The organism is Kribbella kalugense, assembly GCF_004365875.1.
GTDB lineage: Bacteria > Actinomycetota > Actinomycetes > Propionibacteriales > Kribbellaceae > Kribbella > Kribbella kalugense.
Genome location: NZ_SODF01000003.1, coordinates 614,785 through 638,699, shown reverse-complemented (window position 1 = coordinate 638,699; position 23,915 = coordinate 614,785). Strand labels below are relative to the sequence as shown.

Genomic DNA, 23,915 nt, shown 5'->3' with positions numbered 1-23,915 from the left:
GTGATGGGTGTTGCGGGGTTGAAGGGCCTGGTGGACGAGGCGCTGGCCAAGGGGTACGGGGTGCCGGCGATCAACGTGGTGGACGAGCTGAGTTTGCAGGCGGTGGTGGATGCCGCGGTGGAGTTGCGGTCGCCGTTGATCGTGCAGACCTCGGTGAAGACGGTGAAGGCGATCGGTCGCGACGTACTCAAGGCGATGTTCGACGCGGTGGTCACGCCCGCGCCGGTCCCGGTGGCTTTGCATCTCGACCACTGTCCGGATCGCGCCGTGATCAGCTCTTGTCTCGAGGCTGGCTGGAACTCGGTGCTGTTCGACGCGTCGTCCCTTCCGGTCGAGGAGAACCAGCGGCAGACGGTCGAGGTGGTCGCCGAGGCGCGGAAGTACGGCGCTCATGTCGAAGGCGAGATCGAAGGCATCACCGGAGTCGAGGACGGGGTCGGATCGGACACCGCATCGCAACGGCAGTCGCTCGACATCGCGACCACGTTCGTCGAGACGACCGGTGTGGACGTGTTCGCGCCGGCGATCGGCAACGCCCACGGCATCTACCATTCCGCGCCGGAGCTCGACTACCAGCGCATCACCGATCTGGTCACCGCGACCGGCATCCCGATGGCTCTGCACGGTGGCTCCGGTCTGTCTCGTGAGCAGTTCCAGGACCTGATCGGCCGCGGCTGCGCGAAGGTCAACATCTCCACCGCGTTGAAGGTCGCCTACATGACCTCGTCGCTGGAGCACCTCGAGCAGGCCCGCGCTGCGAACAAGTGGGACCCGCCGTCGCTCTTCCGCCACATCCACGCCGCGGTCAAGGCGATGGCCGCCGAGCACATCGAGATCTTCGGCAGCGGTGGGCACGCATGAACGCATTGATCTTCGACTGCGACGGCGTACTCGGCGACACCGAACGCGACGGTCATCTGCCGGCCTTCAACGCGACCTTCGACCACTTCGGGCTCCCGGTCCGCTGGTCGGTCGAGGAGTACGGGCGACTGCTGAAGATCGGTGGCGGCAAGGAACGCCTGGCCACCGTGCTTGACGACCCCGAGGTGTTCAAGGCGGCGGGCTCGCCGTCGGCGGATGAGCGTGCTGACGTGATCGCGAGCTGGCACAAGTACAAGACAAAGGCGTTCACCGATCTGATCGCAGCCGGGGTGGTTCCGCCGCGTCCCGGCGTACGGCGGATCATCACCGAAGCCCTGCGATCCGGCTGGACGGTCGCCGTCGCGTCCACGTCGGCGATCGCATCGGTCCGCGCTGTGCTAGTCGGTGCGGTCGGCGCGGAGTTGGCGGCCCGGATCCCGATCTTCGCGGGTGACGTCGTACCGCGGAAGAAGCCGGACCCTGCGGTCTACGAGTTGGCCTTGCATCAACTCGCGCTGGTCCCGGATCACACCCTCGTCATCGAGGACTCGAGCAACGGCTTGCAGGCCGCGACCGGAGCCGGACTGGCGACGGTCGTGACTGTGTCCGGCTATACGCGCGACGAGGACTTCACCGGGGCCGCGCTCGTCGTCTCCAGCCTCGGTGACCCCGACGGCGAGCAGCTCGAGGTACTCGCGGATCCCTGGAACATCAGCCCGGTCGGCGCGCTCACCCTCGACGAGTTCGCTCGCCTGACCGGCCATAAGGAGGGCGGACATGAGTGACAGCTGGAGCGAGGTCGACCTCGTCCTGACCACGATCGTCGACACCTGCCTCGCCAACGAGAAGTACTTCGGCGACCTGGACTCGGTGGTCGGCGACGGCGACTTCGGGTACTCGCTGGCCCGCGGCTTCGAGAAGCTCAAGGCGCAGTACGGCGAGCTGGACCGGACCGATATCGGCACGTTCCTGAAGCGGGTCGGGATGCTGGTGACCTCCCGGATCGGCGGCACGTCCGGCCCGATCTGGGGCACCGGCTTCCTCCGCGCGGGGATGACCGCCGGTACGACGACCTCGTTGGACGGACCCACGGTCGTGGCGATGCTGCGGTCCGCGATCGCCGGGATCATGGCCCGCGGCAGCGCCGAGCTGGGAGACAAGACGCTGCTTGACGCGCTGGTCCCGATGACCGACGCGATCGAGGCGGCGGTCGCCGAAGGGCTGAGCAGCGCCGAGGTCGCCGCACGGGCCGCGGTCGCCGCGCGATCGGCCGCCGACGCCACGATCGACATGGTCGCGCGGCGCGGTCGGGCCGCCTACACAGGCGAACGCAGCAGGGGCTCGGTCGATGCGGGAGCCACCGCTGTCGCCGTACTGATGGAGCAAATAGCAGCAAGCTGGCAGCTCTTAATTGCTGAAAAGGGGAGGGCATCGGAATGAAGAAGTTCGTCAACGATCCCAAGAATTACGTGCCGGAGATGCTGCGCGGCATCGCGCTGGCCAATCCCGAGACGCTGAAGTACGTCCCGGAGTACAACCTGATCATGCGAACCGACGCACCGCGCGACGACAAGGTCTCGGTCATCCAGGGCTCCGGCTCCGGACATGAGCCGGCGCACGTGATGACGGTCGGCAAGGGGATGCTCGACGCGGCCTGTCCTGGTGACGTGTTCGCGGCGCCGCCGATGGACTACGTGTACGAGACCACCAAGCTGCTCGCGTCCGAGAAGGGCGTGCTGCTGCTGGTGAACAACTACACCGGCGACCGGATGGCGTTCGACATGTCGCAGGAGCTCAGCGCGGCGGACGGGCTGAACGTGAAGACGCTGATCATCGACGACGACGTGGCGGTCAAGGACTCGACGTACACCGTCGGGCGGCGCGGCGTGGCCGGCAACTTCTTTGTGATGAAGGCTGTCGGTGCGGCGTCCGAGCAGGGCGCGGACCTCGACGAGCTGGTCCGGATCGGGGAGAAGGTCAACTCGGTCACGCGGACGATGGGCATGGCGCTGACCGCCTGCACGCCGCCGGCCAAGGGTTCGCCGCTGTTCGAGCTGGGCGCCGACGAGATGGAGATGGGTGTCGGCATCCACGGCGAACCAGGCCGCAGCCGGGAGAAGCTCGCGTCGGCGGACGAGATCATCGACCAGGTGCTCGGGGCGGTCCGCTCGGACCTGCCGTACGAGTCGGGCGACAACGTGGCGCTGATGATCAACGGCCTGGGCGGTACGCCGATCAGCGAGCTGTACCTGCTCTACGGCCGGGCACACCAGGTGCTGACCGACCGCGGGATCAACATCCGGCGCAACTACGTCGGCGAGTACTGCACGTCGCTGGACATGGCCGGTGCGTCGGTCACGCTGGTGAAGCTGGACGACGAGATCGAGCGTCTGCTGGCCGCACCGGCGGAGATCGCCGTCAGGGTGTTCTGAACGTGCTGAGGCCGTAGTCGGTGCGCAGGCGGCGTACCTCTGCCTGCGCGGCCGGCCACAGTGGCGAGGTGGGCGACAGCAGGGCGAGTTGGTGCTCCCAGGCGCCCAGGTCGTTCACACCGGCGTACGAGCGGGTCCATGCGACCACCAGGTCGACATCGTGGGTCTGCAGTACTGCGGCCCGGATGCGGTTCTCCAGCCGGTTCCGGGCCGCGACCACGCCCGGTGCGTCGGATTGGGGCAGTAGCGGACCGACGTACCGGCGGAGTGCTGAGGAGAGGCGGTGGCCGTCGAGGTCGTCGGCGGTCTCCAACCAGTCCGCGGTGATGTCGTGGCGGAGCCGGTACGGGCGGGACTCGACGATGTCTGCGCCTAGTAGTGCACGCAGCCGGGTGACTTCGCCGCGGAGCGACGAGCGGTGGTCGGCTTCGCCGTACAGGCCGTCGGAGAGCTCCTCAGAGCTGAGGCCCTCGGGGTGCTCGGCGAGCAGGGCGACGATGTCGCTGTGCCTGCGGCTCAGGCGGAACTCGTGGCCGTCGATGCGTACTTCGGCGTCCGGTCGGCCGAGCGCCTGGATCTGGATGCGCTGGCCCGCGTCGCCTTGGACTGTGCGCAGAACCATCAGGCGGCCGAGCTCTGCCTCGGCCATCCGGGCCGCGGCGCGGACCATCGCGAGTGACTGTGGCGTGGCGGCGTCGGCGGTGCCGGTGATGTCGACGACGCCCAGGATCCGTTGCGTTGCTGGGTCGTAGATGGGCGCGGCCGCGCAGGACCAGGGTTGCACCAGGACGGTGAAGTGTTCGGCGGACCGGATCTGGATCGCGGTGTCGAGCTCGAGCGACGTACCGAGCGCATTGGTGCCGACGTGTCGCTCCGCCCACCAGGCACCCTCGGCGAAGTGGATGCCGTCCGCGGCCCGCAGTACGTCGGGACGGCCGCACACCCAGAGCAGTCTGCCGTCGCTGTCGCCGACGGCCATCACGCAGTCACTGTCCACAGCCGCCCGGCCGAGTACGTCGTACAGCATCGGGAAGACTGCGGCGAGTGGGTGTTCGGCCCGGTACGACGCCAGTTCGCCGTCCTGGAACGCGAACGGGGCAGCCGTGTCGGACTGGAGCCCGGCTGCGATCGACCGGGTCCACGAGGCCGCGACGAGTCCACGGACGCGCTGCTGCGCGTCACCCTCGAGAAACTCCTCGTGCCGGCGGCGCAACCACCGGTCCACCGGATCCACGCCTCCAGGGAACTGCCGAAACCCCAGAAAGTCCAGAGCGTCTTCTGGTGTTGGCGTGTTGCTCACCTGGTGGGATTCAAACGCCTGGTACAAAGGCTGCGGCCCCGCAACGGTATGAGCTTGCGGGGCCTTGTCATGCCGCGGACAGATGGCGGAGTGCTGCTGCGTAGCGACGGGCGGCGTACGACTGGGCCATCCGGGTGGCTGGGCCGGCCAGGCGGGTGTACCAGGAGGCTGCGCGGCTGTACGCGCGGATGGTGAAGTAGATGCCGTCCGGGTCCCGGGTGACGACGAAGGACTCCTCGCCGGACTCGGGATGGCCCTGGAGCGTGCCGTATGCGAAGCCGATCCGGTCCGCCTCGTCGACGATCCAGACAACCCGGCAGGGGACCGGGAGCCCGAGGTTGGCGATAGGCACCAGCGTCCGCAGCCTCCCCACCAACAGTCCAGGCCCAAGCCGGGCCAGCGAGTTGGTGCCAACCCGCGGGGGCGTATCGGTCGCCGTCACCGGCAGGCCGGCCGTCCGCTGCATGCGCCACTGGAACAACGCTTCACCGGCCCGCTGAAACACCTCGTCGCCGGTGCCGATTCGCTCACGGTGCTCCAGCCGGTGATATCCCTCCGGCGTCCCGTCGTATCGCGTCGACCCCACAACGTCATAGTTGAACCGCAGGTCCGCCAGGTCCGCCAGCTTCATCCGACACCTTCCCGCCGCATCGCCAGTACGCCACACAACGCAAACCCAACCGCATTGGCCACACCGTGCGTGGCAACCATCCACTCCAACGGTAGATACGGCGTATCCACCACGTGCCCTAAGGCCCAGCTGACTGCTAGCAGCATCGTCACCACAAGCACCGAAGCCGACACGACCAGCAGGATCGCTGTGGTCCGGTCAGTGCGCTGCGAGCGGCGCCAGAGGTTCCAGCCGACCAACCACATTCCTGCGGTCAGTACGACGGCACCTGCGAGTTCCACTGGATCACCGAGGAAGAACCCGAGCAACACGAGCAGTGTGCCCAGCGGAACACTCACAGCTGCCAGACCGTCTGCAGACAAGTACGCCATCAGCGCGGCCGCGAAGCCGGCGAAGTGAAAGTGGGCGACTGTCAGCGACAGCACCGTCAGGTTGAACCCGAACAGCTCGTACGACGACCGTTCGGCGACCAGGGCGAGCGCTGCGATCGACGGAGTCGCCAGCGCGGTGTACAGCGCGACCTGACGCGCGCCAAGTGTCCTGTGCTGCAGAAAGTGGCGGGCGGCCAGCGTGATGAGGACGAGTGTGCCGGCGAGGTAGATCGACGCCAGGGTGATCGATACCGCGCCGCGGGGCAGCCAGAGAGCAACTGCGCCGGGAACGGCGAACGCGAACCACCAGCGAGTGCTGGTGGTTCGCGTCGGGAGCAGAGTGAGGCCGAGTGGTACGACGATGAGCAACCCCAGGCTCACCACCGCGTGGACCAGTACGGTCAACTACTGCTCTTGAGGCCGCTGGTGTTGTCCTGCTTGATGGCGTCGAAGAGGGCCTTTGCCTTGGCGGTGTCCCACTTCACGGCGACGCCGCGGTTATGGCCCAGGTTGTAGTTGTCATCGCTGATCGGCACGGTCAGCGTGACGCCGCTGCTGCCGGAGATCGCTCGCATGCCGCGGGCGAACCCGACGAAGTCGAACAGGCCCATGTCCTTGTCGACGGTCAGTGCGTCCACACCCTTGGTCGCGACGTTGTAGTAGCGGACCGGGTTCAGGAACGTCGACGGCGAGCTGGCCTTCTTCGCGACCGCGCCGACCATCTGCCGCTGCCGCTCGACCCGGCCGAAGTCGTTCTTGCCGTCCGCATGCCGCGACCGCACGTACCCGAGCGCGTTCACGCCGTCGAGCTTCTGGCAGCCGGCCGGCAGGTTGATGTGCGCCTTGTCGTCACTCATTGCCTTGGGCAAGCACATCTGGATACCGCCGATGCTGTCGATCACCGACGCGAAGCCGCCGAAGCCGACCTCGACGTAGTGGTCGACGCGCAGCCCGGTGACGTTCTCGATGGTCTGGATCAGCAGCGCCGGGCTCTTGTTGAAGGCGGCGTTGATCTTCTGCTTGCCCTCGACGCCCGGGATGTTGACCGCGCTGTCGCGCGGGATGCTGATCAGCACCGTCGGCCCGGACTTGGGCACGTGCATGAGCATGATCGAGTCGGTCCGGGCCGGCCCGGCGTCGCCGCCGGTGTGCAGCCGGGCGCGCTCGGCCCGGCTGAGGTCCTCGCGGGCGTCCGACCCGACCATCAGGTACGTCGTACCTGGCGTGTCGGCGGGCCGTTGGCCGGTCGGCATCGCGTCGATCTTGTCGATCCGGCTCCAGGCGTAGAGCGGGACCGCGATCAGCATCAGAACGAACAGCAGGACGATCAGTCCGACGGTCCGGAGGAACCAGTTGCGGCGCTTCTTCGGGCGTCGCGGTGACCGGTCCGCGCGTCGCGGGTCGATTGGCTGCGTATCACTCATAGCCACGACCGTATCGGTGCCCGCCCCCTGAGCACGTCACCCCACTGAATGGTTTTACACGTCCAAAAGTAGATCCCGCCTCCTTCGAAGGGAGGAAATCGGCTCCGAGAGCGAACCAGACGGCCGGAACGCGGAGGCAGAAGAGTCCAAGAGACGGCCATTCGGGTCCATTCCGCTCGGCGCCGGACACCGCTGGAATGGAGGGGTGCTGACGTCTAACGGATACGTGCTGGATGAACGACGGCTGGGCGAACTGGTCCCGGTGCCCGAGGAGGAGCGTGGTGATCGGACGCGGTTGCGGTCCAGGCTGCAGCGGGACGGGTACCTGTTCCTGAGCGGGCTGCTGGACCCTGCGGTCGTACGGGCGTTCCGCGAGTACTACTTCGGGTTGACGGGCGCTGTGACCGACAGAGCGTCGTACCGGAAGGTGCTGTTCGAGGAGATTGTGCCGGGACCGGAGTACGCCGCCTTCTGTGCTCAGCCGGCCTTGAAGGGCTGGTTCGAGTGGTTCCTCGGCGGTGAGCCGTTTCTGCACCGCCGGAAGATCATCCGGCAGACGGCGCCAGGTGAGAACGGGATTGGTACGGCGACGCAGGCGCACTACGACCTGCTGTACCTGCGGGACGGGACTGACCAGGTGCTGTCCGCGTGGATCCCACTGGGGGACTGTCCGGTCAGCCGCGGCGGACTGGCCTACCTGGCAGGCAGCCACCACCGCGTGCTCGCTGAGGAGGCCGCTGGTCGACTGAAGCGACCTGCGGCGTCCATTACCGCGGACTTGCCCGCTCTGGCGACGGAGTACGACGCTGACTGGCTGGTCACCGACTACGCCGCGGGAGACGTGGTTGTCCACACGGCGCACACTGTCCACGCCGCTCTGGACAACGTGTCGACCGAGCTACGGTTGTCGACGGACATCCGGTACCAGCGGGCCGTCGACGCCATCGACGCCCGCTGGCAGAACCACTGGCACGACCGCGACGGGTTGTGACCGATATCCGGATGCTTCTCGCTAACGACATTCATTTCGGTTAAGGTGCCGCTCGGAAGTGTGAACCGAGTCGGAGGAGAGCCGTGAACCGGAACGAACTGATCGCCGGTGTGGCGCACAAGGCGGGCATCCCGCGGAACCAGGCCGAGAAGGTCCTGGACGCGCTGGGCGATGTCGTCACCGAGGCCGTGCAGCGCGGTGACAAGGTGTCGCTGACCGGCCTGCTCAGCATCGAGCGGGTACTGCGTGCCCCGCGGACCGGCCGCAATCCGCAGACCGGCGAGCCGCTGTCGATCCCCGCCGGGTACTCCGTCCGCCTGTCGTGCGGAAGCCGCCTCAAGGCCGCAGCCCGAGGCAACCTCCGCACCGCCGGCTGACTCTCACTTCGAGAGGAACCGGATCGGGTCACACCCGCTGTCTTCCATCGAGTGCATGACCGTCTTCGCGTGCACCGCCGTGACCCAGTACTGCGTGTCCGGCGCCGGCGTGGTGGTGAAGCGGGCGTTGGGCAGGTAGAACCGGTTCCCGAAGGCCGCGAGCGTCGTCGGTACGTCGAAGTCCGGGTCGGTGATGGCGCCGATCACGTCGCCCCTGGTGCCGGCGGCGTTCAGCTCGACGACCGAGATCTGGTTCGAGCGGTTCTGGACGACGTACAGCGTGGTGCCGACCAGGAGCAGGCCGTCGCCGTTCGTCATCAGTGCCTTGCCGATGTCGATCCGCCGGGCCACGCCGGTCTTCGGGTCGACCCGGAGCAGGAAGCCGGTCGACGACTGGACCATGATCAGCGCGCGGCCGTCAGGGGTGAGCGAGATGCCGTTGGCGTTGTTGCCGGGCAGGTGCTGGTAGTCGCCGCTGAGCGGGATCGTCTCGGCCTTCGCGGCGAGTCGGCCGTTGCGGCCGAATGGGACCTTGTAGAAGGCCTGCTGCAGCGAGTCCGTGAACCAGGCCGCGTCCTTGCCGAGGATCACGTCGTTCACGAACGTCGTTGTCGAGGTGGTGAACGTGTAGCTCGCCAGGATCTTGCCGGTGCGGGTGTCGATCACCCGCCCGTTCCCACCGCCGGCGCCGGCGACGAACAGCCGGCCGAACCGGTCCACCTTCATGCCGAGCGACCCCGTGCCCGGCCCCTTGCTGATCACCTTGCCCTTGCCGGTCCGCAGGTCGGCCGCGTAGATGTCCCCGTTGGCGCGCGAGCCGAGGTACGCCGTACCGCCGGAGATCGCGATGCCCTCCGGCTGGAACCCGTTGGGCAGGTCGATCCGGGTCGGGTAGGTGATCGGTGTGCTTGTCGTCGTGGGGGCGGCGGTGGCTGCCGACGCGCTCACCAGGCCCAGCAGTGCGACCGGCACGCTGACCAGTGTGGTGAGCCGACGGACGAGGTGCGGCATGGGCGGTCCTCCCTGATCCGTGTTCTTTACCTGGACAACGTCCAGATCCTGTGGATAGTTCAAACCCGGCTCTCAGCGAACCGGGTATGTTCGCTGGCAGCAACTCGACATGGGACAAAAGGGGTCTGGGATGACAGCAGGAATCGACAGTTCGAGGCCGGTCCGGCCGCAGGACGACCTGTACCGGTTCGTGAACGGTGCGTGGCTGGCGGAGCACGAGATTCCCGCGGACAAGGCGATCCACGGTGCGTTCCACGCGCTCTGGGACACCGCCGAGCAGGACGTCCGCGCGATCGTCGAGAAGACCGTCGCGGCCGGCCACCCCGAGGGCAGTGAGCCGCGGAAGATCGCCGACCTCTACACCAGCTTCATGGACACCGAGACGGTCGAGCGGCTGGGCGCCGAGCCGATCGCCGACCAGCTCGCCCTGGTCCGGGACGCCACCGACCTGGCCGGCCTGGTCTCGGTCCTCGGGCAGCTCGAACTGCAGGGTGTGCCGGGCGTCTTCCACTACTGGGTCGACGCCGACGCGAAGAAGTCCGACGAGAACGTCGTCTACCTGACCCAGGGCGGCCTCAGCCTGCCCGACGAGTCGTACTACCGCGAGGACTCCTTCGCCGAGGTGCGTACGGCGTACGTCGCGCATGTGACGAAGCTGCTCGAGCTGGCCGGGCTGCCGGATCCGGCCGGCGCTGCCGCCCGGATCCTGGAGCTGGAGACCAGGCTGGCCGGCGGGCACTGGGACCGGGTCAAGGACCGGGACGTGCAGCTGACCTACAACAAGCTCGATCGGGCCGGCCTGGAGAAGCTCACGCAGGGCTTCGACTGGGCGACCTGGCTGACCGGTGCGGGTGTGCCGGAGAGCGCGTTCGAGCAGGTCGTCGTCCGCGAGCCGGACTTCCTCACCGTCGCCGCGGCCGCGTTGCAGGAAGTCGAGCTGGACCGGTGGAAGGAGTGGCTGAGCTGGCGGATCGTGCACGCTGCGGCGCCACTGCTGAGCCAGCCGTTCGTCGACGAGAACTTCGCCTTCTACGGCAAGACCCTGACCGGTGCGCCCGAGCTGCGCGAGCGCTGGAAGCGTGGCGTCGGCGCGGTCGAGCAGTCGCTGGGTGAGGCCCTCGGCAAGCTGTATGTCGCCGAGCACTTCCCGCCGACCGCGAAGGCCCGCATGGTCGACCTGGTGCAGAACCTGGTCGCCGCCTACCGGCAGCGGATCGAGGCGCTGGACTGGATGGGCCCGGACACCCGGCAGCGGGCGCTCGACAAGCTCGGCACCTTCGTGCCGAAGATCGGGTACCCGGACGAGTGGAAGGACTACTCGGCCCTCGACGTGGACCCGGTTGACCTGTTCGGCAACGTCCGTCGGTCGGTCGCGGTCGAGACGGCGCGAGACCTGGCCAAGCTGGGCCAACCCGTCGACCGCAACGAGTGGAAGATGACGCCGCAGACGGTCAACGCGTACTACAACCCGCGGATGAACGAGATCGTCTTCCCGGCCGGCATCCTGCAGCCGCCGTTCTTCGACCTGGAGGCCGACGACGCGACCAACTACGGCGCGATCGGTGCGGTGATCGGGCACGAGATCGGCCACGGCTTCGACGACCAGGGCTCGCGGTACGACGGCGCCGGCAACCTGAACGACTGGTGGACCGACGAGGACCGGGCCGCCTTCGAGCAGCGCACCGACAAGCTCGTCGCGCAGTACGACGCCCTCGAGCCGGCCGAGACGCCCGGCCAGCACGTGAACGGCAAGCTCACCCTCGGCGAGAACATCGGCGACCTGGGCGGACTATCGATCGCCTACGTCGCGTACGAACTGTCCCAGGCCGGTGCCGAGCCCGATGAGTCCGGCAGCGAGCGGTTCTTCGCTGCGTGGGCGCACGCCTGGGCGACCAAGACCCGTCCCGAGGAAGCCGCCCGCCGGCTGACGATCGACCCGCACTCGCCGCCGGAGTTCCGTTGCAACGCGGTGGTGAAGAACATCGACGCGTTCCACACCACGTTCAGCACTGCGGACTCCGACGGCATGTGGCTGGCTCCGGAGGACCGCGTCCGCATCTGGTAGTTCTCACGGCCGGCCCCGCCTGGTGTGGCGGGGCCGGCCGGCGGGGCTAGGAGGCCATCCAGTTCTGCAGGCCCTCGACGGTGCGGGGCATGTCCTCGGAGAGGTTCTCGGCGCCGTCGTCGGTGATCAGGATGTCGTCCTCGATCCGGATGCCGATGCCGCGGAGGTCCTCGGGGACGGTCAGGTCGTCGGCCTGGAAGTACAGGCCGGGCTCGACGGTGAGGACGTAGCCGGTCTCGACGGTGCCCCCGCGGTAGTTCTCGTTCCGGGCCTGGGCGCAGTCGTGGACGTCGAGGCCGAGCATGTGGCTGACGCCGTGCAGGGTGTAGCGCTGGTACAGACGGCTTTCGGGGTCGAGCGCCTCCTCGGCCGGCACCGGCAGCAGCTCCATCGCGTCCAGCCCGCGCACGATCACCTGCATCGCCGCCTCGTGCCCGGAACGGAACCCGGCACCCGGCTTGAGCGCCTCGATCCCGGCGTTCTGCGCGTCCAGCACCAGCTGGTACAGGTCCCGCTGGCGCGGCGTGAACTCACCGTTCACCGGCAGCGTCCGGGTGATGTCGGCGGTGTACAGCTGCCGGTTCTCCACACCCATGTCGAGCAGCATCAGCGTGCCGTCGTTCACCGGACCGTCGTTCTCGATCCAGTGCAGCGTGGTCGCATGCGGACCGGCCGCGGCGATCGACGTGTAGCCGACGTCGTTCCCCTCGGCGCGGGCCCGGCGCCAGAAGGTGCCTTCGATCCAGCGTTCGCCGTACTGCCGGACCTTGTCCATCTCCGCGAGTACGTCGGAGAACCCGCGGTGCGTGATCGCGACCGCGTCCCGCAGCTGCTCGAGCTCGTACGCGTCCTTGACCAGCCGCAGCTCGGACAGCGTCGCCGCCAGCTCGCCGTCCTTGAGCTGCTCGATCCGGGCGCCGCTCAGCAGGGACGCGATCGACTCGTCCTCGCCACGCCGTACCCGCGTCGGTACGTCGCCCTTCAGGGCGTCGGCGAGTTGGTCGACATGCCGGGTCTCGAGGCCGAACTCCTTGGCGGTCTCGGTCAGGGACGGACGCCGGCCGGCCCACATCTCGCCGTACATCCGGTCGCGCCAGAACTCCTCGCCCTGGGAGCGGTCGGCGCGTGGGCGGAAGTACAGCACCGCGTCGTGGCCGCTGGTGCCGTTCGGCTCGAGCACGAGGACGGCGTCGGAGGTCTGGCTGCCGGTCAGCCACACGTAGTCGGTGTGCGGCCGGAAGACGTAGTCGGTGTCGTTCGAGCGGACCTTGTAGGTGCCGGCCGGGATCACCAGACGCTCGCCCGGGAACGCCTGCGACAACGCGTCCCGCCGCTTCGCCGCCCACACACCGACATCCGCGAGCGTCACGTCGTGCCGCTCCGAGTCGGCCCACCCCGAGTTCATGAACGCCCGCAGCTTCGGGCTCGGCTCGTTGTCGTGCGAAGCCGTCTTCGGCGCAGGGGCCTCGGTCTCGGTGGTCTCGGTGGTCTCGGTGGTGGTCTCGGTCGTGTCTGTCATCGTCGACCAGTCCTCATCTCGGCGCGGCGGTGGTGGCGCCAGTCGTGTCTACGGGTGCAGTTGGTCGCCACGGAGCGTGCCGGAATCGGGCAGCGCCTCGGCGGGGTCCGAGCCGATGCGGGTGATCGCATTGTGCTCGTCAACGAAGACTACGCTCGGCTCGAAAACCTTCGCCTCGGCAGTGTCGAACATCCCATAGGCGATCAGAATGACCAGATCACCAGGGTGGATCAGGTGCGCCGCGGCCCCGTTGATCCCCACCACCCCGGACCCGCGCGGCCCCTCGATCAGGTACGTCGACAGCCGATGGCCGTTGGTGATGTCGACGATGTCCACCTTCTCGCCCGGCAGCAGATCGGCCGCCGCCATCAGCTCGGCGTCCAGCGTGCACGACCCGACGTAATCCAGATCCGCTTGCGTGACCGTCGCCCGGTGCACCTTCGACTTCATCATCTCCCGCAACATGCGGGCCATCATCCGGTCTCGCGGCTGCCGCTGTCAGTGGCCGCGATCACGGCCCCCGCTTTCCGGAACATTCCTGCCGCCTGGCGACAGAAATGTTCCGGAAAGGCGAGGTCAGCGGGATTTCCGGAAAGCCGGTGTCAGCGGGAGACCAGTTCCGGCTGCCGTGGGTCCTCGGTCGGTGGGCGGTGGCGGAGGGACTCGCCTTCGACGTCGACGGTGGGGAGGAGGCGGTCCAGCCAGCGCGGGAGGTACCAGGCGCGGCGCCCGAGCAGCGCCATCACCGCTGGTACGACGGTCATCCGGACGACAAACGCGTCGATCGCGACCGCGAGCGCCAGCCCGAACCCCATCTCCCGGATCAGCGCCTGCCCGGACAGGATGAACCCGGAGAACACCGCGGTCATGATCACCGCCGCCGCGGTGACCACCCGGGCGCTGTGCGCGAACCCGTCGACGACCGCGGTCCGCGGCGCGGCGCCGTGGACGTGTTCCTCCCGCATCCGCGTGACCAGGAAGATCTGGTAGTCCATCGCGAGCCCGAACACCACCCCGATCAGGAAGATCGGCAGCATGCTGATCACCGGGCCGGTCTGACCCGAGACCCCGAGCAACCCGGCCAGCCAGCCCCACTGGAACACCGCGACCACAGCACCGAACGTCGCCGCCACCGTGAGCAGGAACCCGAGCGTCGCCTTCAACGGCACCAGCAGCGACCGGAACACCAGCATCAGCAGCAGGAACGCGAGTCCGACGACCAGTCCGAGGTACGGCGCCAGTGCGCTAGCGAGCTTGTCCGAGACGTCGATGCTGATCGCGGTCGCACCGGTCACGGCGACCTCAGCCCCAGTCGGCGAAGGCAGCGTGCGGATCGCCTTCACCAGGTCGTGGGTCTGCGTCGTACTCGGGCCGCTGGTCGGGACCACTGTCAGCAGAGCAGTGTCTCCTGCGGGATTGAAGCGAGGCGGACTGACCATCGTGACGTCTGCGAGACCGCGGATCGCCGTGGCGGTGCTGGTGGCGGCTGCTTGCGGATTGGACGCGGTGCCAGCGTCGACGACGACGAGGAGTGGGCCGTTGAAGCCGGGACCGAAACCTTCCGAGAGCAGGTCGTACGCCTTGCGCTGGGTGGAATCAGGCGCGGCCGTGCTGTCGTCGGGCAGTCCGAGCCGGAGGTCAGTCGCCGGGATCGCCAGCACACCAAGCCCAACGACCGTCACCACCAGGACAGCCAGCGGCCGGCGGGTGACGAATCGCGCCCACCGCCGACCAAGAGTCGGCCGTCCGGAGGGGCCTGGGGCAGCCGCCCGCCGGCGGGTCAGGGCACGGAGTCCTGTGGTGTGGCCGGCGCGGACTCGGTGGCCGGCGTAGCCGAGCAGGGCTGGGAGGAGGGTGAGTGCGATGGCGACCGCGATCACCACGGTGAAGGCGGCGGCCAGGCCCATCTGGGTTAGGAACGGGATGCCGGCCACGAACAGGCCGGCGAGAGCGATCACCACGGTCAGGCCCGCGAACACCACTGCGGACCCGGCCGTGCCGACCGCTCGTCCGGCTGCCTCCTCGGGGTCGAGTCCGGCGCTCAGCTCGTGCCGGTACCGCGACATGATGAACAGCGAATAGTCGATCGAGACCGCGAGTCCGATCATCAGCGCGAGGATCGCCGTACCCGAACCGATGTCGATGAATCCGCTGAGCGCCGAGATCACGGTCGCACCGATGCCGACGCCGACGATTGCTGACAGCAACGGTAGTCCGGCCGCGATCAACGAGCCGAAGGTGATCAGCAGTACGACCGCGGCCACGCCGAGTCCGATCACTTCGGTCAGTTGCTGTCCGTCCTGCGGTTGCAGCGCATCCCCGCCGTACTCAACGGTGAGACCGGACGCCCTGGCCGGTTCGATCGCGGCATCCACCGCGTCCTTGGCCGCGGGCAGCACGTCGGCCGGGGGGACGTCGTACGTCACCTGCGCATACCCGGTGCGGCCGTCGGGGGAGATCGCTTTGGCGGTGAACGGGTCGAGGACGCGGGTGACCTGCGGTGCGGCGCTGAGCTGGTTCAGGGTCTGCCGCAGCTGTGGGGTGTCGGTGAGCTTCTGGCCGGCGGGCGCCTGGAAGACGATCCGGGCGGTCGCGGCGTCGGCGCCGGCCTGCGGGAGGCGTTCGTTGAGCAGATCCGCGGCCCGCTGCGACTCGGTGCCGGGAATCGAGAACCCGTTGGCAGTCGGGCCGGAGAGCGTGACCGCGCCGGTGACCCCGGCGGCAAGCAGCCCGAGCCAGATCAGTACGACAAGCCGCCGCCGCCGAAAGGCAAACCGGCCAAGCCGAGAGAGATACGTAGCCATACAGCCGATGCTTCCGCCCAGCCCCCGTCACCCGCGTCTCCCCACCGCAGGCTCCTCCCCGTACCACACCCGCCGTACCACGTACCGCCGTTGCAGTACGGCAAGCAGGCCGACCGAGGTCTCGGTACGACGGGCCGGACTGCCGGACTGCCGGACTGCCGGACTGCCGGGGTTGCGGTACGCCGGGCCGGACCACCGCGGTTACGGTACGCCGGGCTGGACGGCCAGGGTTGCGGTAGGCGGAGCCGGACCACCGTGGGTTGCGGTCCGCCAGGCCGGGCTTACGGTGCGCCGGGCAGGAGCGCCGAGATCGCGTACGCCGTGCCGGGCTAGCGGGGTTGTGGTTGGCCGGGGCGGACGAGGCCGGTTTGGTAGGCGAGGACTACTAGTTGGGCGCGGTCGCGGCAGTTGAGCTTGACCATGGCGCGGTTGACGTGGGTTTTCGCGGTCGACGGCGAGAGGACCAGGCGTTCGGCGATCTCGTCGTTGGACAGGCCGAGGGCGACCAGGCCGACGATCTCGCGTTCGCGATCGGTCAGTGCGTCGAGTACCGACGGGCCGATTGGGTTGCCGGGGGAGGGCTCGGACAGGAAGCGGTTCATCAGGCCGCGGACTGCCTTTGGGGACAGCAGGGCGTCGCCGCGGGCGACCACGCGGATCGCGTCGATCAGCTCGGCCGGTTCGACGCTCTTGCCGAGGAAGCCGCTGGCCCCGGCCCGGATTGCGTCGAACACGTACTCGTCCACCTCGAACGTGGTCAGGATCAGCACCTTCACCCCGGCCAGCGCCTCGTCCGCGGTGATCATCCGGGTCGCCGCGAGACCGTCCACCTCCGGCATCCGGATGTCCATCAGCACCACGTCGGCGCGTTCGGACCGCGCGAGTTCGACCGCGTCCCGCCCGTTCGAGGCTTCAGCGACGACCTGCAGATCCGGTGCTGAACTCACCAGCACCCGGAACCCGCTCCGGATCAACGTCTGATCGTCCGCCAGCAACACCCTGATCGTCACCGACAACTCCCGTCTCCAAAGGCAACACAGCATGTACGGCGAACCCGCCATCCGCCCGCGGACCAGCAGACAACGCGCCACGTACGGCGGCAACTCGCTCCCGCATCCCAACAAGACCGTGTCCGGTCGATCCCGGCAGCTCCGAGCCCGGAACCGCCGGGTCCGTCGCGCCCGGCGGATGCGAGCCCGGAGCTGCCAGACCCGGCCGCTGGCCGGTGTCGACGACGTCGACGGTCAAGGTGTCCTGGTCTCGGGTGATGTGGACGGAGACTGAGGCGCCTGGGGCGTGTTTGAGGGCGTTGGTCAGGGACTCTTGGACGATGCGGTAGGCGGTGAGCTCGATGACGTCCGGGAGTGGGCCGAGGGCGTCGGGCGGGTCGTAGTCGACGGAAACCCCTGCAGCACTGAAGGAACGGATGAGGGCGTCCAGCTCGTGGAGCGACGGAGTCGGAGCGGTCGGAAGCGGGGAGCCGGAACGGCGGAGTACACCGAGCAGCACCGTCAGCTCCTGCAACACCGTGCGGCCGCCGGAGCGGACCAGGGCCAGAGCACGTTCGGCCTCGTCCGGTTGACTGCGGAGCACATGCGCGGCCACCCCGGACTGCACGTTCATCAGCGCGATGTGGTGGGCGATCACGTCATGCAGCTCATGCGCGATCCTCAGTCGTTCCTCCATCACCCGCCGCTGGGCCTCCTCGTCGCGCGACTGTTCAGCCCGGACGGCCCGCTCCTCCAGCTCCAGCAGGTACGCGCGCCGGTACCGCACCGCTTCACCGATCGCGCCCGAGAACAGCACGAAGAAGGTCAGACCGAGGTTGTCCAGGACACCCCCGCCGACGAATATCACCTCGGCGATCAAGCTGAGCAGCGCCGTGGCGGTCACCGCGATCGAGCGTGTCGGGCGGTCCTTCGACTGGACGACGGTGTACGCCGCGACGCCCATGTAGACGACGATCGGGCTCTTGCCCTGCTCGGTGATCACGAACGTCGTGGCGATCACGGTCGTGATCGCCAGCACCAGCAGGGGCGCACGCCGCCTGAAGGTGATCGCAACCGCACCGGCGACGGCGAGCACCACGACCGTTTGGTTCAGCTGGATCCGCTCACCGACGTGCCGCCCACCCGGCACCAGCAGGTTGATCAGCAGGATCCCGTGGGCGAGAGCAAGGTCCAGCGCCAACGGGTGCCGCGCGAAGGCACGGCAGAACCGGATGAGCCGCTCCATCCCTTCACAGTACGTGTCCGCCCGTCGGACCACCTCGTCCAGCGGCAGTAACCCCGCCGTACCGCAACCGCGGTACCGGGTGGACAGATCTGCAGCTCGACAGTACGTATACGCCCACTGCGGCCAAAAGCTCGGCCCGCTGAGCGTGGCGATCAGCCGACCGAGCCCACACCTACTGTCGAGCTGCCGAACTAGATGGCCGATGCCTGTATGGCGAGTTCCCGCAGGGCTTCGTAGCGCGTGCGGAGGTCGGCGACGCGGGACACCTCGGCGGGGACCGGTGTGAGGTGCTCGCCACCAGGCGCTGGGGACAACCCGAGAGCCACGGCGGCCGCGCCTCGGGCGCCGACCTCGGGCTCCGCGCACACTGTGGTGGGCCGGGCAAACGTGGCCGTCAAGCAGCGGCGCCACCAGTGCGACGCGTCGATCCCACCGCCGCCGAGCACGACCTCCAGCTCGCGGCCGAAGAGCGAGTCGAGGATGCGCAGCCCACGATCGATCTCCAGCGACGCACCTTGCAGCGCCGCAGCGAGCAGATCGGCGGACGTGTCGTCGAACGACAGACCGAAGTACACCCCGGACCCGCTGGGCACGTTCGCCGGGGGCCTCGTGCCGGCCATGAACGGGATCGCGACCGCATGCGACGCCCCGATCTCGACACCCTCTGGCTCGGCAGATTCCAACCGCAGTACCCCGGTCAGCCACGCGTGCAGGTTCCCAGCGGCCGAGAACGCCATCCCGGTCACCGCTCGTTTGTCGTCGACCCGGTAGCGCCACAGCTCCCACGGCAGCTCAGGCGCGTCGTCGATCGGATGTACCACCCGTACGGCGGCTGACGTCCCGACCGTCACCGCCGCAGTCCCCGAGTCATACCCACCCGTCCCCACGTTCGACGCGGCCCCGTCACCCGTCGGCGGATGCACGGGTACGCCGACCAGCCCGGGCCAGCGCCGGGCGTACTCCTTCGACAGCGCGCCGGTCCACCCGGTCGGCACGATCGACGGCAACCGGTCAGCCCGTACGCCGGCGATCTCGAGCGCCTCGTCGTCGTACCCACCGCTGGTCAGGTCGAGCGTGCCGGTCCCGGAAGCGACCGATACCGAGGTCACCCGCTCACCCGTCAGCCGTTCCAGCACGAGATCGGGCAGCCCCGCGAACGCAGAAGGGGAAGCGGTCGACAACAACCACGGGATCCGGCGGGTCCAGTAAAGCCGGTGCAACCAGGCGCCGGTACGAGCGTGGAATGCGCGCTCGTCGAACGACGGGCCGAGGTCAAGATCAACGGAACGGGTGTCGGCCCAGGTGATCACCGGGGTCAGCGCGCCGCCCGAAGAGTCGAGGGCAACTATCGAATGCCACTGCGAGGAGAGCACGATCGCGCCGATGTCATCGAGATGACCGTTCTGCTGCAGCTCGTCCAGGCAACCGAGCAGTCCTTCGACGTACTCGTGCAGGTCGAGCGTCGCGGACCCATCCGCGCCGTACGTCGGTGCGATCTTGTGCCGGGCCAACGCACCCGGGATCGGCGACGCGTCCGCAGCCGACAGCACGAGTCCACGGGCGGACGACGTACCGAGGTCAAGGGCAAGGATGTGCCCGTCAGTCGTCGTCATGCAGGGCCTTGAGGAAGGACTGGGCCCAGACGTTCACGTCGTGCGCGGCGAGGTGTTTACGCATCGCCTTCATCCGGCGGCCGAGCTGGCGTTCGTCGGTGTTCATCGCGTCGACGATCGTGTCCTTCATCCCGTTGATGTCGTGCGGGTTCACCAGGAACGCCTGCCGGAACTCGTCCGCCGCGCCGGCGAATTCGCTCAGCACCAGCGCGCCGGTGTCGTCGTACCGGGTCGACACGTACTCCTTCGCGACCAGGTTCATGCCGTCCCGCAGCGGTGTCACCACGGCCACGTCCGCGGCCCGGAGCAGCGCGGCCATCTCGGTCCGCGAGTACGTCGTGTGCAGGTAGTTGATCGCCGGCGTACCGATCCGGCCGTGCTCACCGTTGATCCGGCCGACCAGCAGCTCGATCTCGTCGCGCAGTACGCGGTACTGCTCGACCCGCTCGCGGGACGGCGTCGCCACCTGGATGAAGACGGCGTCGTCGACCGAGATCCGCTTCTCGTCCAGGAGTTCGCCGAACGCCCGCAGCCGTTGCCGGATGCCCTTGGTGTAGTCGAGCCGGTCGACGCCGAGCAGGATGTGGGTCGGGTTGCCGACCTCCTGCCGCATCTCGGCCGCGCGGGCTGTGGTCTCCGGCTGCCGGGCCAGGCTCTCCAGCTCGTTGACGTCGATCGAGATCGGGAACGCCTTCGCGCGGACGATCCGGTCGTCCGGCAGGTGGATGCGGTCGCCGCGGGTCCGCAGGCCCATCCGGTTGCGGGCCAGCCGGGCGAAGTTGGAGGCGGCCCCAGGTCTTTGGAAGCCGACCAGGTCCGCGCCCATCAGCCCGTCCAGGATCTGCCGCCGCCACGGCATCTGCGCGAACAGTTCGGTCGGCGGGAACGGGATGTGCAGGAAGAACCCGATCCGTACATCGGGACGCAGCCGCCGCAGCATCGCCGGGACGAGCTGCAGCTGGTAGTCGTGCACCCAGACGTCCGCGTTGTCATCGGCGGCCTCTGCAGCGGCCTCCGCGAACCGGCGGTTCACCGCGACGTACGACTCCCACCACTCGCGGTGGAACTCCGGCGCCACGATCACGTCGTGGTACAGCGGCCACAGGGTCGCGTTCGAGAAACCTTCGTAGTACAGCTGCACGTCCTCGGCCGACAGCATCACCGGGACCAGGTGCATGCCGTCGTTGTCGAACGGATCCAGCTTCTCGTCGGCGCTCCCAGTCCAGCCGATCCAGGCACCGTGGTGGCCCTGCATGACCGGTGCCAGTGCGGTGACGAGTCCGCCTGGACTACGCCGCCACGCCGTACTGCCGTCGGGCATCTCGATCCGGTCGACCGGCAGCCGGTTGGCCACCACTACGAAGGAACTCCTACCGTTCGGCATGTCAGCGTCATCCACTCAGGTCGTCGTCGTCACCGGGGTACCGGACCCCGATCTGGCTCCGGGTCTCGTCGAGCAGGTCGAGAATCTCGAGGGTGGCGGCATGCGGCAGCACAGGTACTTCGACCAGCCCCGCCCGCAGCGATTGCATCACTGCCGTTGCTTCGTAGTGGTACCCACGGCCATGCGTCGGTACGTCGATCCGCTCCACCCCAGCAGCGGTCGTACGCAGGTAGTACTCGGGATGATGGAAGCGATGCGGCAGCTGCAAACTGCCCTCCGGACCGCTGATCGAGGCGACCCACGGGTTCTGCGACCGCAGACCGCAGGTGAGCGCGGCGACCGCGCCGGAGTCGTACCGCCAGGCCATCGCGACGTTCAGGTCGATGCCGTCTTCGTTGAGCGAGCCGACCGCCTTCACCTCGGCCGGACGGCCCAGCGCCATGTAGGCGAACGTCATCGGGTAGATGCCGCCGTCCATCAGCGAGCCGCCGCCAAGGGCCGGGTCGAGCAGCCGGGCTGGCAGATCGGGCTTGTAGAAGGCGAAGTCCGCGACCACCTGCTGCGGCTCGCCGATCACGCCGCTGTCCAGGTCCTTGAAGACGGCCTGGATCACCGGGTTGGTCCGCATCCACATCGCCTCGGCGAACAAGGTCTTGTGCTCGGTCGCCACCGCGATCAGGTCCCGGGCCTGCTTGGCGGTGAGCGTGACCGGCTTCTCGCACAGTACGGCGATGCCGGCCTGCAACGCGGTCCGCGCGATCGCGTAGTGCTGCGGGTGCGGTGTACCGATGTAGATCACGTCGACCTCACCGGAATCGATCAGCCGGCGGTAGTCGTCGTACGCGTGGGGGACGCCGAACTCGGCCGCGAACTTGTCCGCGCCGACCTGCGACCGGGACGAGACCGCGGTCGCGACGGCGTCGTCCACCAGCTCCAGATCACGGGTGAACTGGGTCGAGATGTTGCCGGTAGCAACGATGCCCCATCTGACGCGATCTATACCCACTGGGTTAACTCCGGGGTCGGGAACGGTCCGTCTGCTGCGATTCTCGCCGTTTCGAAGGCGTGAGCCAAGCGAATGAGCGTGACCTCACTCCGCGCCGTACCACTGAAGGTGACTCCGACCGGCAGTCCGGAGACCGTTCCGGACGGCACCGAGAGCAGCGGATACCCGGCCAGGGCGGCGTGCGACGACGAGCTGCCGAGCACGTGATCGCCGTTCACCAGGTCGATGGCCCAGGCCGGGGAGTACGACGGACTGATCAGGGCGTCGAGCTGGTTGTCGCGGAGCAGGTTGTCGATCCCGTCCCGCCCGGCCCGCAGCGCAGTCAGCCGTGCAGCGACGTACACCGGGGCACCCAGGCCCTCTGTGGCCGCTGCCCGCTCGAACAGCTCCTGGCCGAACCACTGCAGCTCTTCGGACGCATGCGCCTTGTTGAACGCGATCAGGTCGTCCAGCGTCCGCGGGCCGCCCGGCACTCGACTGGCCAGGTACGCCGCCATGTCGACCTTCAGCTCGTGGGCCAGCACCTGCAACTGGTCCTCGTCCCCACCAGGTGTCGGCAGCGACAGCTGGTCGACCAGCGTGGCTCCACACCTACTCAGGAGCTCCAGCGCGTGTTCGGTGACCTGGTCCAGCCCGGTCGAGTAGCCCCACAGCGGACCACGCGGTACGCCGATCCGCACGTTGCTGAGGTCCGTCCCCCGGCAGGCCTCGGGGTAGTCCGTCTGGCCGCCGGTCAGGACACTCAGGAGCGCAGCCGCTTGTTCGACCGTTTTGGTCATCGGGCCGGCGGTGTCCTGCGAGTGCGAGATCGGAACGATGCCCTGCTGCGGAATCAGCCCGACGGTGGGCTTCAGGCCGACGATGCCGTTCAGCGCGGCCGGGCAGACGATCGAGCCGTTGGTCTCGGTACCGATCGCGTACTCCGCCAGTCCGGCCGCGACCGCAGCGCCGGAGCCGCTCGAGGAGCCGCCGGCCGACCGGTTCAGGGCGTACGGGTTCCGGGTCAGCCCGCCATACGCGCTCCAGCCGGAGGAGGACGCCGAGCCACGGAAGTTGGCCCACTCGCTCAGGTTGGTCTTGCCCAGGATGACGCAGCCCGCCTCGCGCAGCCGTCGTACCAGCGGGGCGTCGTCCGGCGGCGGTGGCTGGTCGGCCAGCGCCAGCGAACCGGCCGTGGTCGGCAGATCCGCGGTGTCGATGTTGTCCTTGACCAGGATCGGTACGCCGTGCAGCGGGCCGCGAACACGCCCGTCGTCACGCTCGGTGTCGAGGCGGGCGGCATCGGTGAGAGCGGCGGGGTTGGGCGTGCAGATGGCGTTGACCAGCGGGTCCACCTCACGAATCCGGGCCTGCAGCTCGTCCACCAGCGCCATGCTGGTTGCAGTTGAGCTCACGTGGACGATCCTGCCAGAGTTGACCCTGTCCGGCCGTCCGCCGACGACACGCTCCGTGTCGCTCTGCCGGTGAATGACATCGCTGTTGTTCAACACGTACAGTGGAGCGCGGACGGACGATCACCGACCGCACAGGAGTCACCAGCAGATGGACAGCGCCAACGCCAGCTCTTCCGGCCCCGCCGAAGCTGCGCCGCCGGCCATTGCCGGACTCTCGGAGCGCGACGGGTTGATCCTTGCCTTCGAGCGGCACTGGTGGAAGTACGCCGGGGCCAAGGAGCAGGCGATCCGGGACCAGTTCCAGATGTCGGCGACCCGGTACTACCAGGTCCTGAACGCGCTCATCGACCGGCCCGAGGCCCTCGCCCACGACCCGCTGCTGGTGAAGCGGCTGCGCCGGCTGCGCGCCGCCCGTCAGCGCGCCCGTTCCGCACGCCGACTGGGTATCGAGGTCTGACCATGTCCCGCCGCCCCCGTGGCGACCAAGGGCAAGTCCT

General features: G+C 68.4%; 22 protein-coding genes. 8 read left to right on the top strand and 14 right to left on the bottom strand.

Annotated features, from left to right (window positions below; all coding sequences use genetic code 11):
- Nucleotides 1-3 precede the first annotated feature (3 nt).
- From EV650_RS34360 to dhaK, 4 genes are read left to right on the top strand one after another with little or no spacing between them, the layout of a single operon-like run.
- On the top strand, nt 4-861 hold the full coding sequence (locus EV650_RS34360; RefSeq protein WP_134123321.1) for a class II fructose-bisphosphate aldolase: 858 nt from the start codon (nt 4-6) through the stop codon (nt 859-861).
- A complete protein-coding gene (locus EV650_RS34355; protein ID WP_134123320.1) occupies nt 858-1,646 on the top strand; it encodes an HAD-IA family hydrolase in 789 nt (262 codons plus the stop codon). Before EV650_RS34360 ends, EV650_RS34355 begins: the two co-directional genes overlap by 4 nt.
- The gene (dhaL, locus tag EV650_RS34350; RefSeq protein ID WP_134123319.1) at nt 1,639-2,301 is read left to right on the top strand and encodes a dihydroxyacetone kinase subunit DhaL; all 663 of its coding nucleotides are present in this window, start codon (nt 1,639-1,641) and stop codon (nt 2,299-2,301) included. The genes EV650_RS34355 and dhaL overlap by 8 nt, the downstream gene beginning before the upstream one ends.
- Nucleotides 2,298-3,293, top strand: a complete 996-nt coding sequence (gene dhaK, locus EV650_RS34345; protein ID WP_134123318.1) for a dihydroxyacetone kinase subunit DhaK — start codon at nt 2,298-2,300, stop codon at nt 3,291-3,293. The genes dhaL and dhaK overlap by 4 nt, the downstream gene beginning before the upstream one ends.
- Here the strand turns inward: dhaK and EV650_RS34340 are convergent.
- The 4 genes from EV650_RS34340 to EV650_RS34325 all read right to left on the bottom strand — a co-directional run bounded on the left by EV650_RS34340 (nt 3,280) and on the right by EV650_RS34325 (nt 7,019).
- The gene (locus EV650_RS34340; protein WP_202875179.1) at nt 3,280-4,527 is read right to left on the bottom strand and encodes a GAF domain-containing protein; all 1,248 of its coding nucleotides are present in this window, start codon (nt 4,525-4,527) and stop codon (nt 3,280-3,282) included. The genes dhaK and EV650_RS34340 overlap by 14 nt on opposite strands.
- A 133-nt stretch (nt 4,528-4,660) precedes the next feature.
- Nucleotides 4,661-5,224 (bottom strand): DUF1990 domain-containing protein, encoded by a 564-nt coding sequence (locus EV650_RS34335; RefSeq protein WP_134123317.1) that lies wholly within the window; start codon nt 5,222-5,224, stop codon nt 4,661-4,663.
- Nucleotides 5,221-6,000: a YndJ family protein gene (locus EV650_RS34330; protein WP_134123316.1), complete on the bottom strand. Its 780-nt coding sequence runs from the start codon at nt 5,998-6,000 to the stop codon at nt 5,221-5,223. Before EV650_RS34330 ends, EV650_RS34335 begins: the two co-directional genes overlap by 4 nt.
- Complete coding sequence (locus tag EV650_RS34325) at nt 5,997-7,019, bottom strand: LCP family protein (protein ID WP_134123315.1); 1,023 nt, start codon at nt 7,017-7,019, stop codon at nt 5,997-5,999. Before EV650_RS34325 ends, EV650_RS34330 begins: the two co-directional genes overlap by 4 nt.
- A gap of 226 nt (nt 7,020-7,245) precedes the next feature.
- On the opposite strand from EV650_RS34325, the gene EV650_RS34320 reads away from it, so the two are divergent.
- On the top strand, nt 7,246-8,010 hold the full coding sequence (locus EV650_RS34320) for a phytanoyl-CoA dioxygenase family protein (protein ID WP_238174664.1): 765 nt from the start codon (nt 7,246-7,248) through the stop codon (nt 8,008-8,010).
- An 83-nt stretch (nt 8,011-8,093) separates the two neighbouring features.
- The gene (locus EV650_RS34315; RefSeq protein WP_134123313.1) at nt 8,094-8,387 is read left to right on the top strand and encodes an HU family DNA-binding protein; all 294 of its coding nucleotides are present in this window, start codon (nt 8,094-8,096) and stop codon (nt 8,385-8,387) included.
- A gap of 3 nt (nt 8,388-8,390) precedes the next feature.
- Here EV650_RS34315 and EV650_RS34310 read toward each other — a convergent pair whose 3' ends face one another.
- Nucleotides 8,391-9,398, bottom strand: coding sequence for an NHL repeat-containing protein (locus EV650_RS34310; protein WP_202875170.1), 1,008 nt, complete (start codon nt 9,396-9,398; stop codon nt 8,391-8,393).
- Between the two features lie 130 nt (nt 9,399-9,528).
- Between EV650_RS34310 and EV650_RS34305 the strand changes: the two genes are divergently transcribed.
- Nucleotides 9,529-11,463, top strand: a complete 1,935-nt coding sequence (locus tag EV650_RS34305) for a M13 family metallopeptidase (RefSeq protein WP_134123312.1) — start codon at nt 9,529-9,531, stop codon at nt 11,461-11,463.
- A 46-nt stretch (nt 11,464-11,509) separates the two neighbouring features.
- On the opposite strand, the gene EV650_RS34300 is transcribed toward EV650_RS34305, so the two are convergent.
- The 9 genes from EV650_RS34300 to EV650_RS34260 form a co-directional block, all read right to left on the bottom strand.
- Nucleotides 11,510-12,982, bottom strand: coding sequence for an aminopeptidase P family protein (locus tag EV650_RS34300; RefSeq protein WP_134123311.1), 1,473 nt, complete (start codon nt 12,980-12,982; stop codon nt 11,510-11,512).
- A gap of 48 nt (nt 12,983-13,030) precedes the next feature.
- The gene (panD, locus tag EV650_RS34295; RefSeq protein ID WP_134123310.1) at nt 13,031-13,447 is read right to left on the bottom strand and encodes an aspartate 1-decarboxylase; all 417 of its coding nucleotides are present in this window, start codon (nt 13,445-13,447) and stop codon (nt 13,031-13,033) included.
- 137 nt (nt 13,448-13,584) lie between these two features.
- Nucleotides 13,585-15,786, bottom strand: a complete 2,202-nt coding sequence (locus EV650_RS34290) for an MMPL family transporter (protein ID WP_134123309.1) — start codon at nt 15,784-15,786, stop codon at nt 13,585-13,587.
- 329 nt (nt 15,787-16,115) lie between these two features.
- On the bottom strand, nt 16,116-16,733 hold the full coding sequence (locus EV650_RS34285) for a response regulator (RefSeq protein ID WP_238174663.1): 618 nt from the start codon (nt 16,731-16,733) through the stop codon (nt 16,116-16,118).
- Nucleotides 16,699-18,021: a sensor histidine kinase gene (locus tag EV650_RS41235; protein WP_134123307.1), complete on the bottom strand. Its 1,323-nt coding sequence runs from the start codon at nt 18,019-18,021 to the stop codon at nt 16,699-16,701. Before EV650_RS41235 ends, EV650_RS34285 begins: the two co-directional genes overlap by 35 nt.
- 191 nt (nt 18,022-18,212) lie before the next feature.
- The gene (locus tag EV650_RS34275; protein WP_134123306.1) at nt 18,213-19,634 is read right to left on the bottom strand and encodes an FGGY family carbohydrate kinase; all 1,422 of its coding nucleotides are present in this window, start codon (nt 19,632-19,634) and stop codon (nt 18,213-18,215) included.
- The gene (locus EV650_RS34270; RefSeq protein WP_134123305.1) at nt 19,621-21,018 is read right to left on the bottom strand and encodes an alpha,alpha-trehalose-phosphate synthase (UDP-forming); all 1,398 of its coding nucleotides are present in this window, start codon (nt 21,016-21,018) and stop codon (nt 19,621-19,623) included. Before EV650_RS34270 ends, EV650_RS34275 begins: the two co-directional genes overlap by 14 nt.
- A 7-nt stretch (nt 21,019-21,025) precedes the next feature.
- Nucleotides 21,026-22,024, bottom strand: coding sequence for a Gfo/Idh/MocA family protein (locus EV650_RS34265; protein ID WP_134123304.1), 999 nt, complete (start codon nt 22,022-22,024; stop codon nt 21,026-21,028).
- On the bottom strand, nt 22,015-23,418 hold the full coding sequence (locus EV650_RS34260) for an amidase (RefSeq protein ID WP_238174662.1): 1,404 nt from the start codon (nt 23,416-23,418) through the stop codon (nt 22,015-22,017). The genes EV650_RS34265 and EV650_RS34260 overlap by 10 nt, the downstream gene beginning before the upstream one ends.
- 148 nt (nt 23,419-23,566) lie before the next feature.
- On the opposite strand from EV650_RS34260, the gene EV650_RS34255 reads away from it, so the two are divergent.
- Nucleotides 23,567-23,875: a DUF3263 domain-containing protein gene (locus EV650_RS34255; RefSeq protein ID WP_134123302.1), complete on the top strand. Its 309-nt coding sequence runs from the start codon at nt 23,567-23,569 to the stop codon at nt 23,873-23,875.
- Nucleotides 23,876-23,915 lie beyond the last annotated feature (40 nt).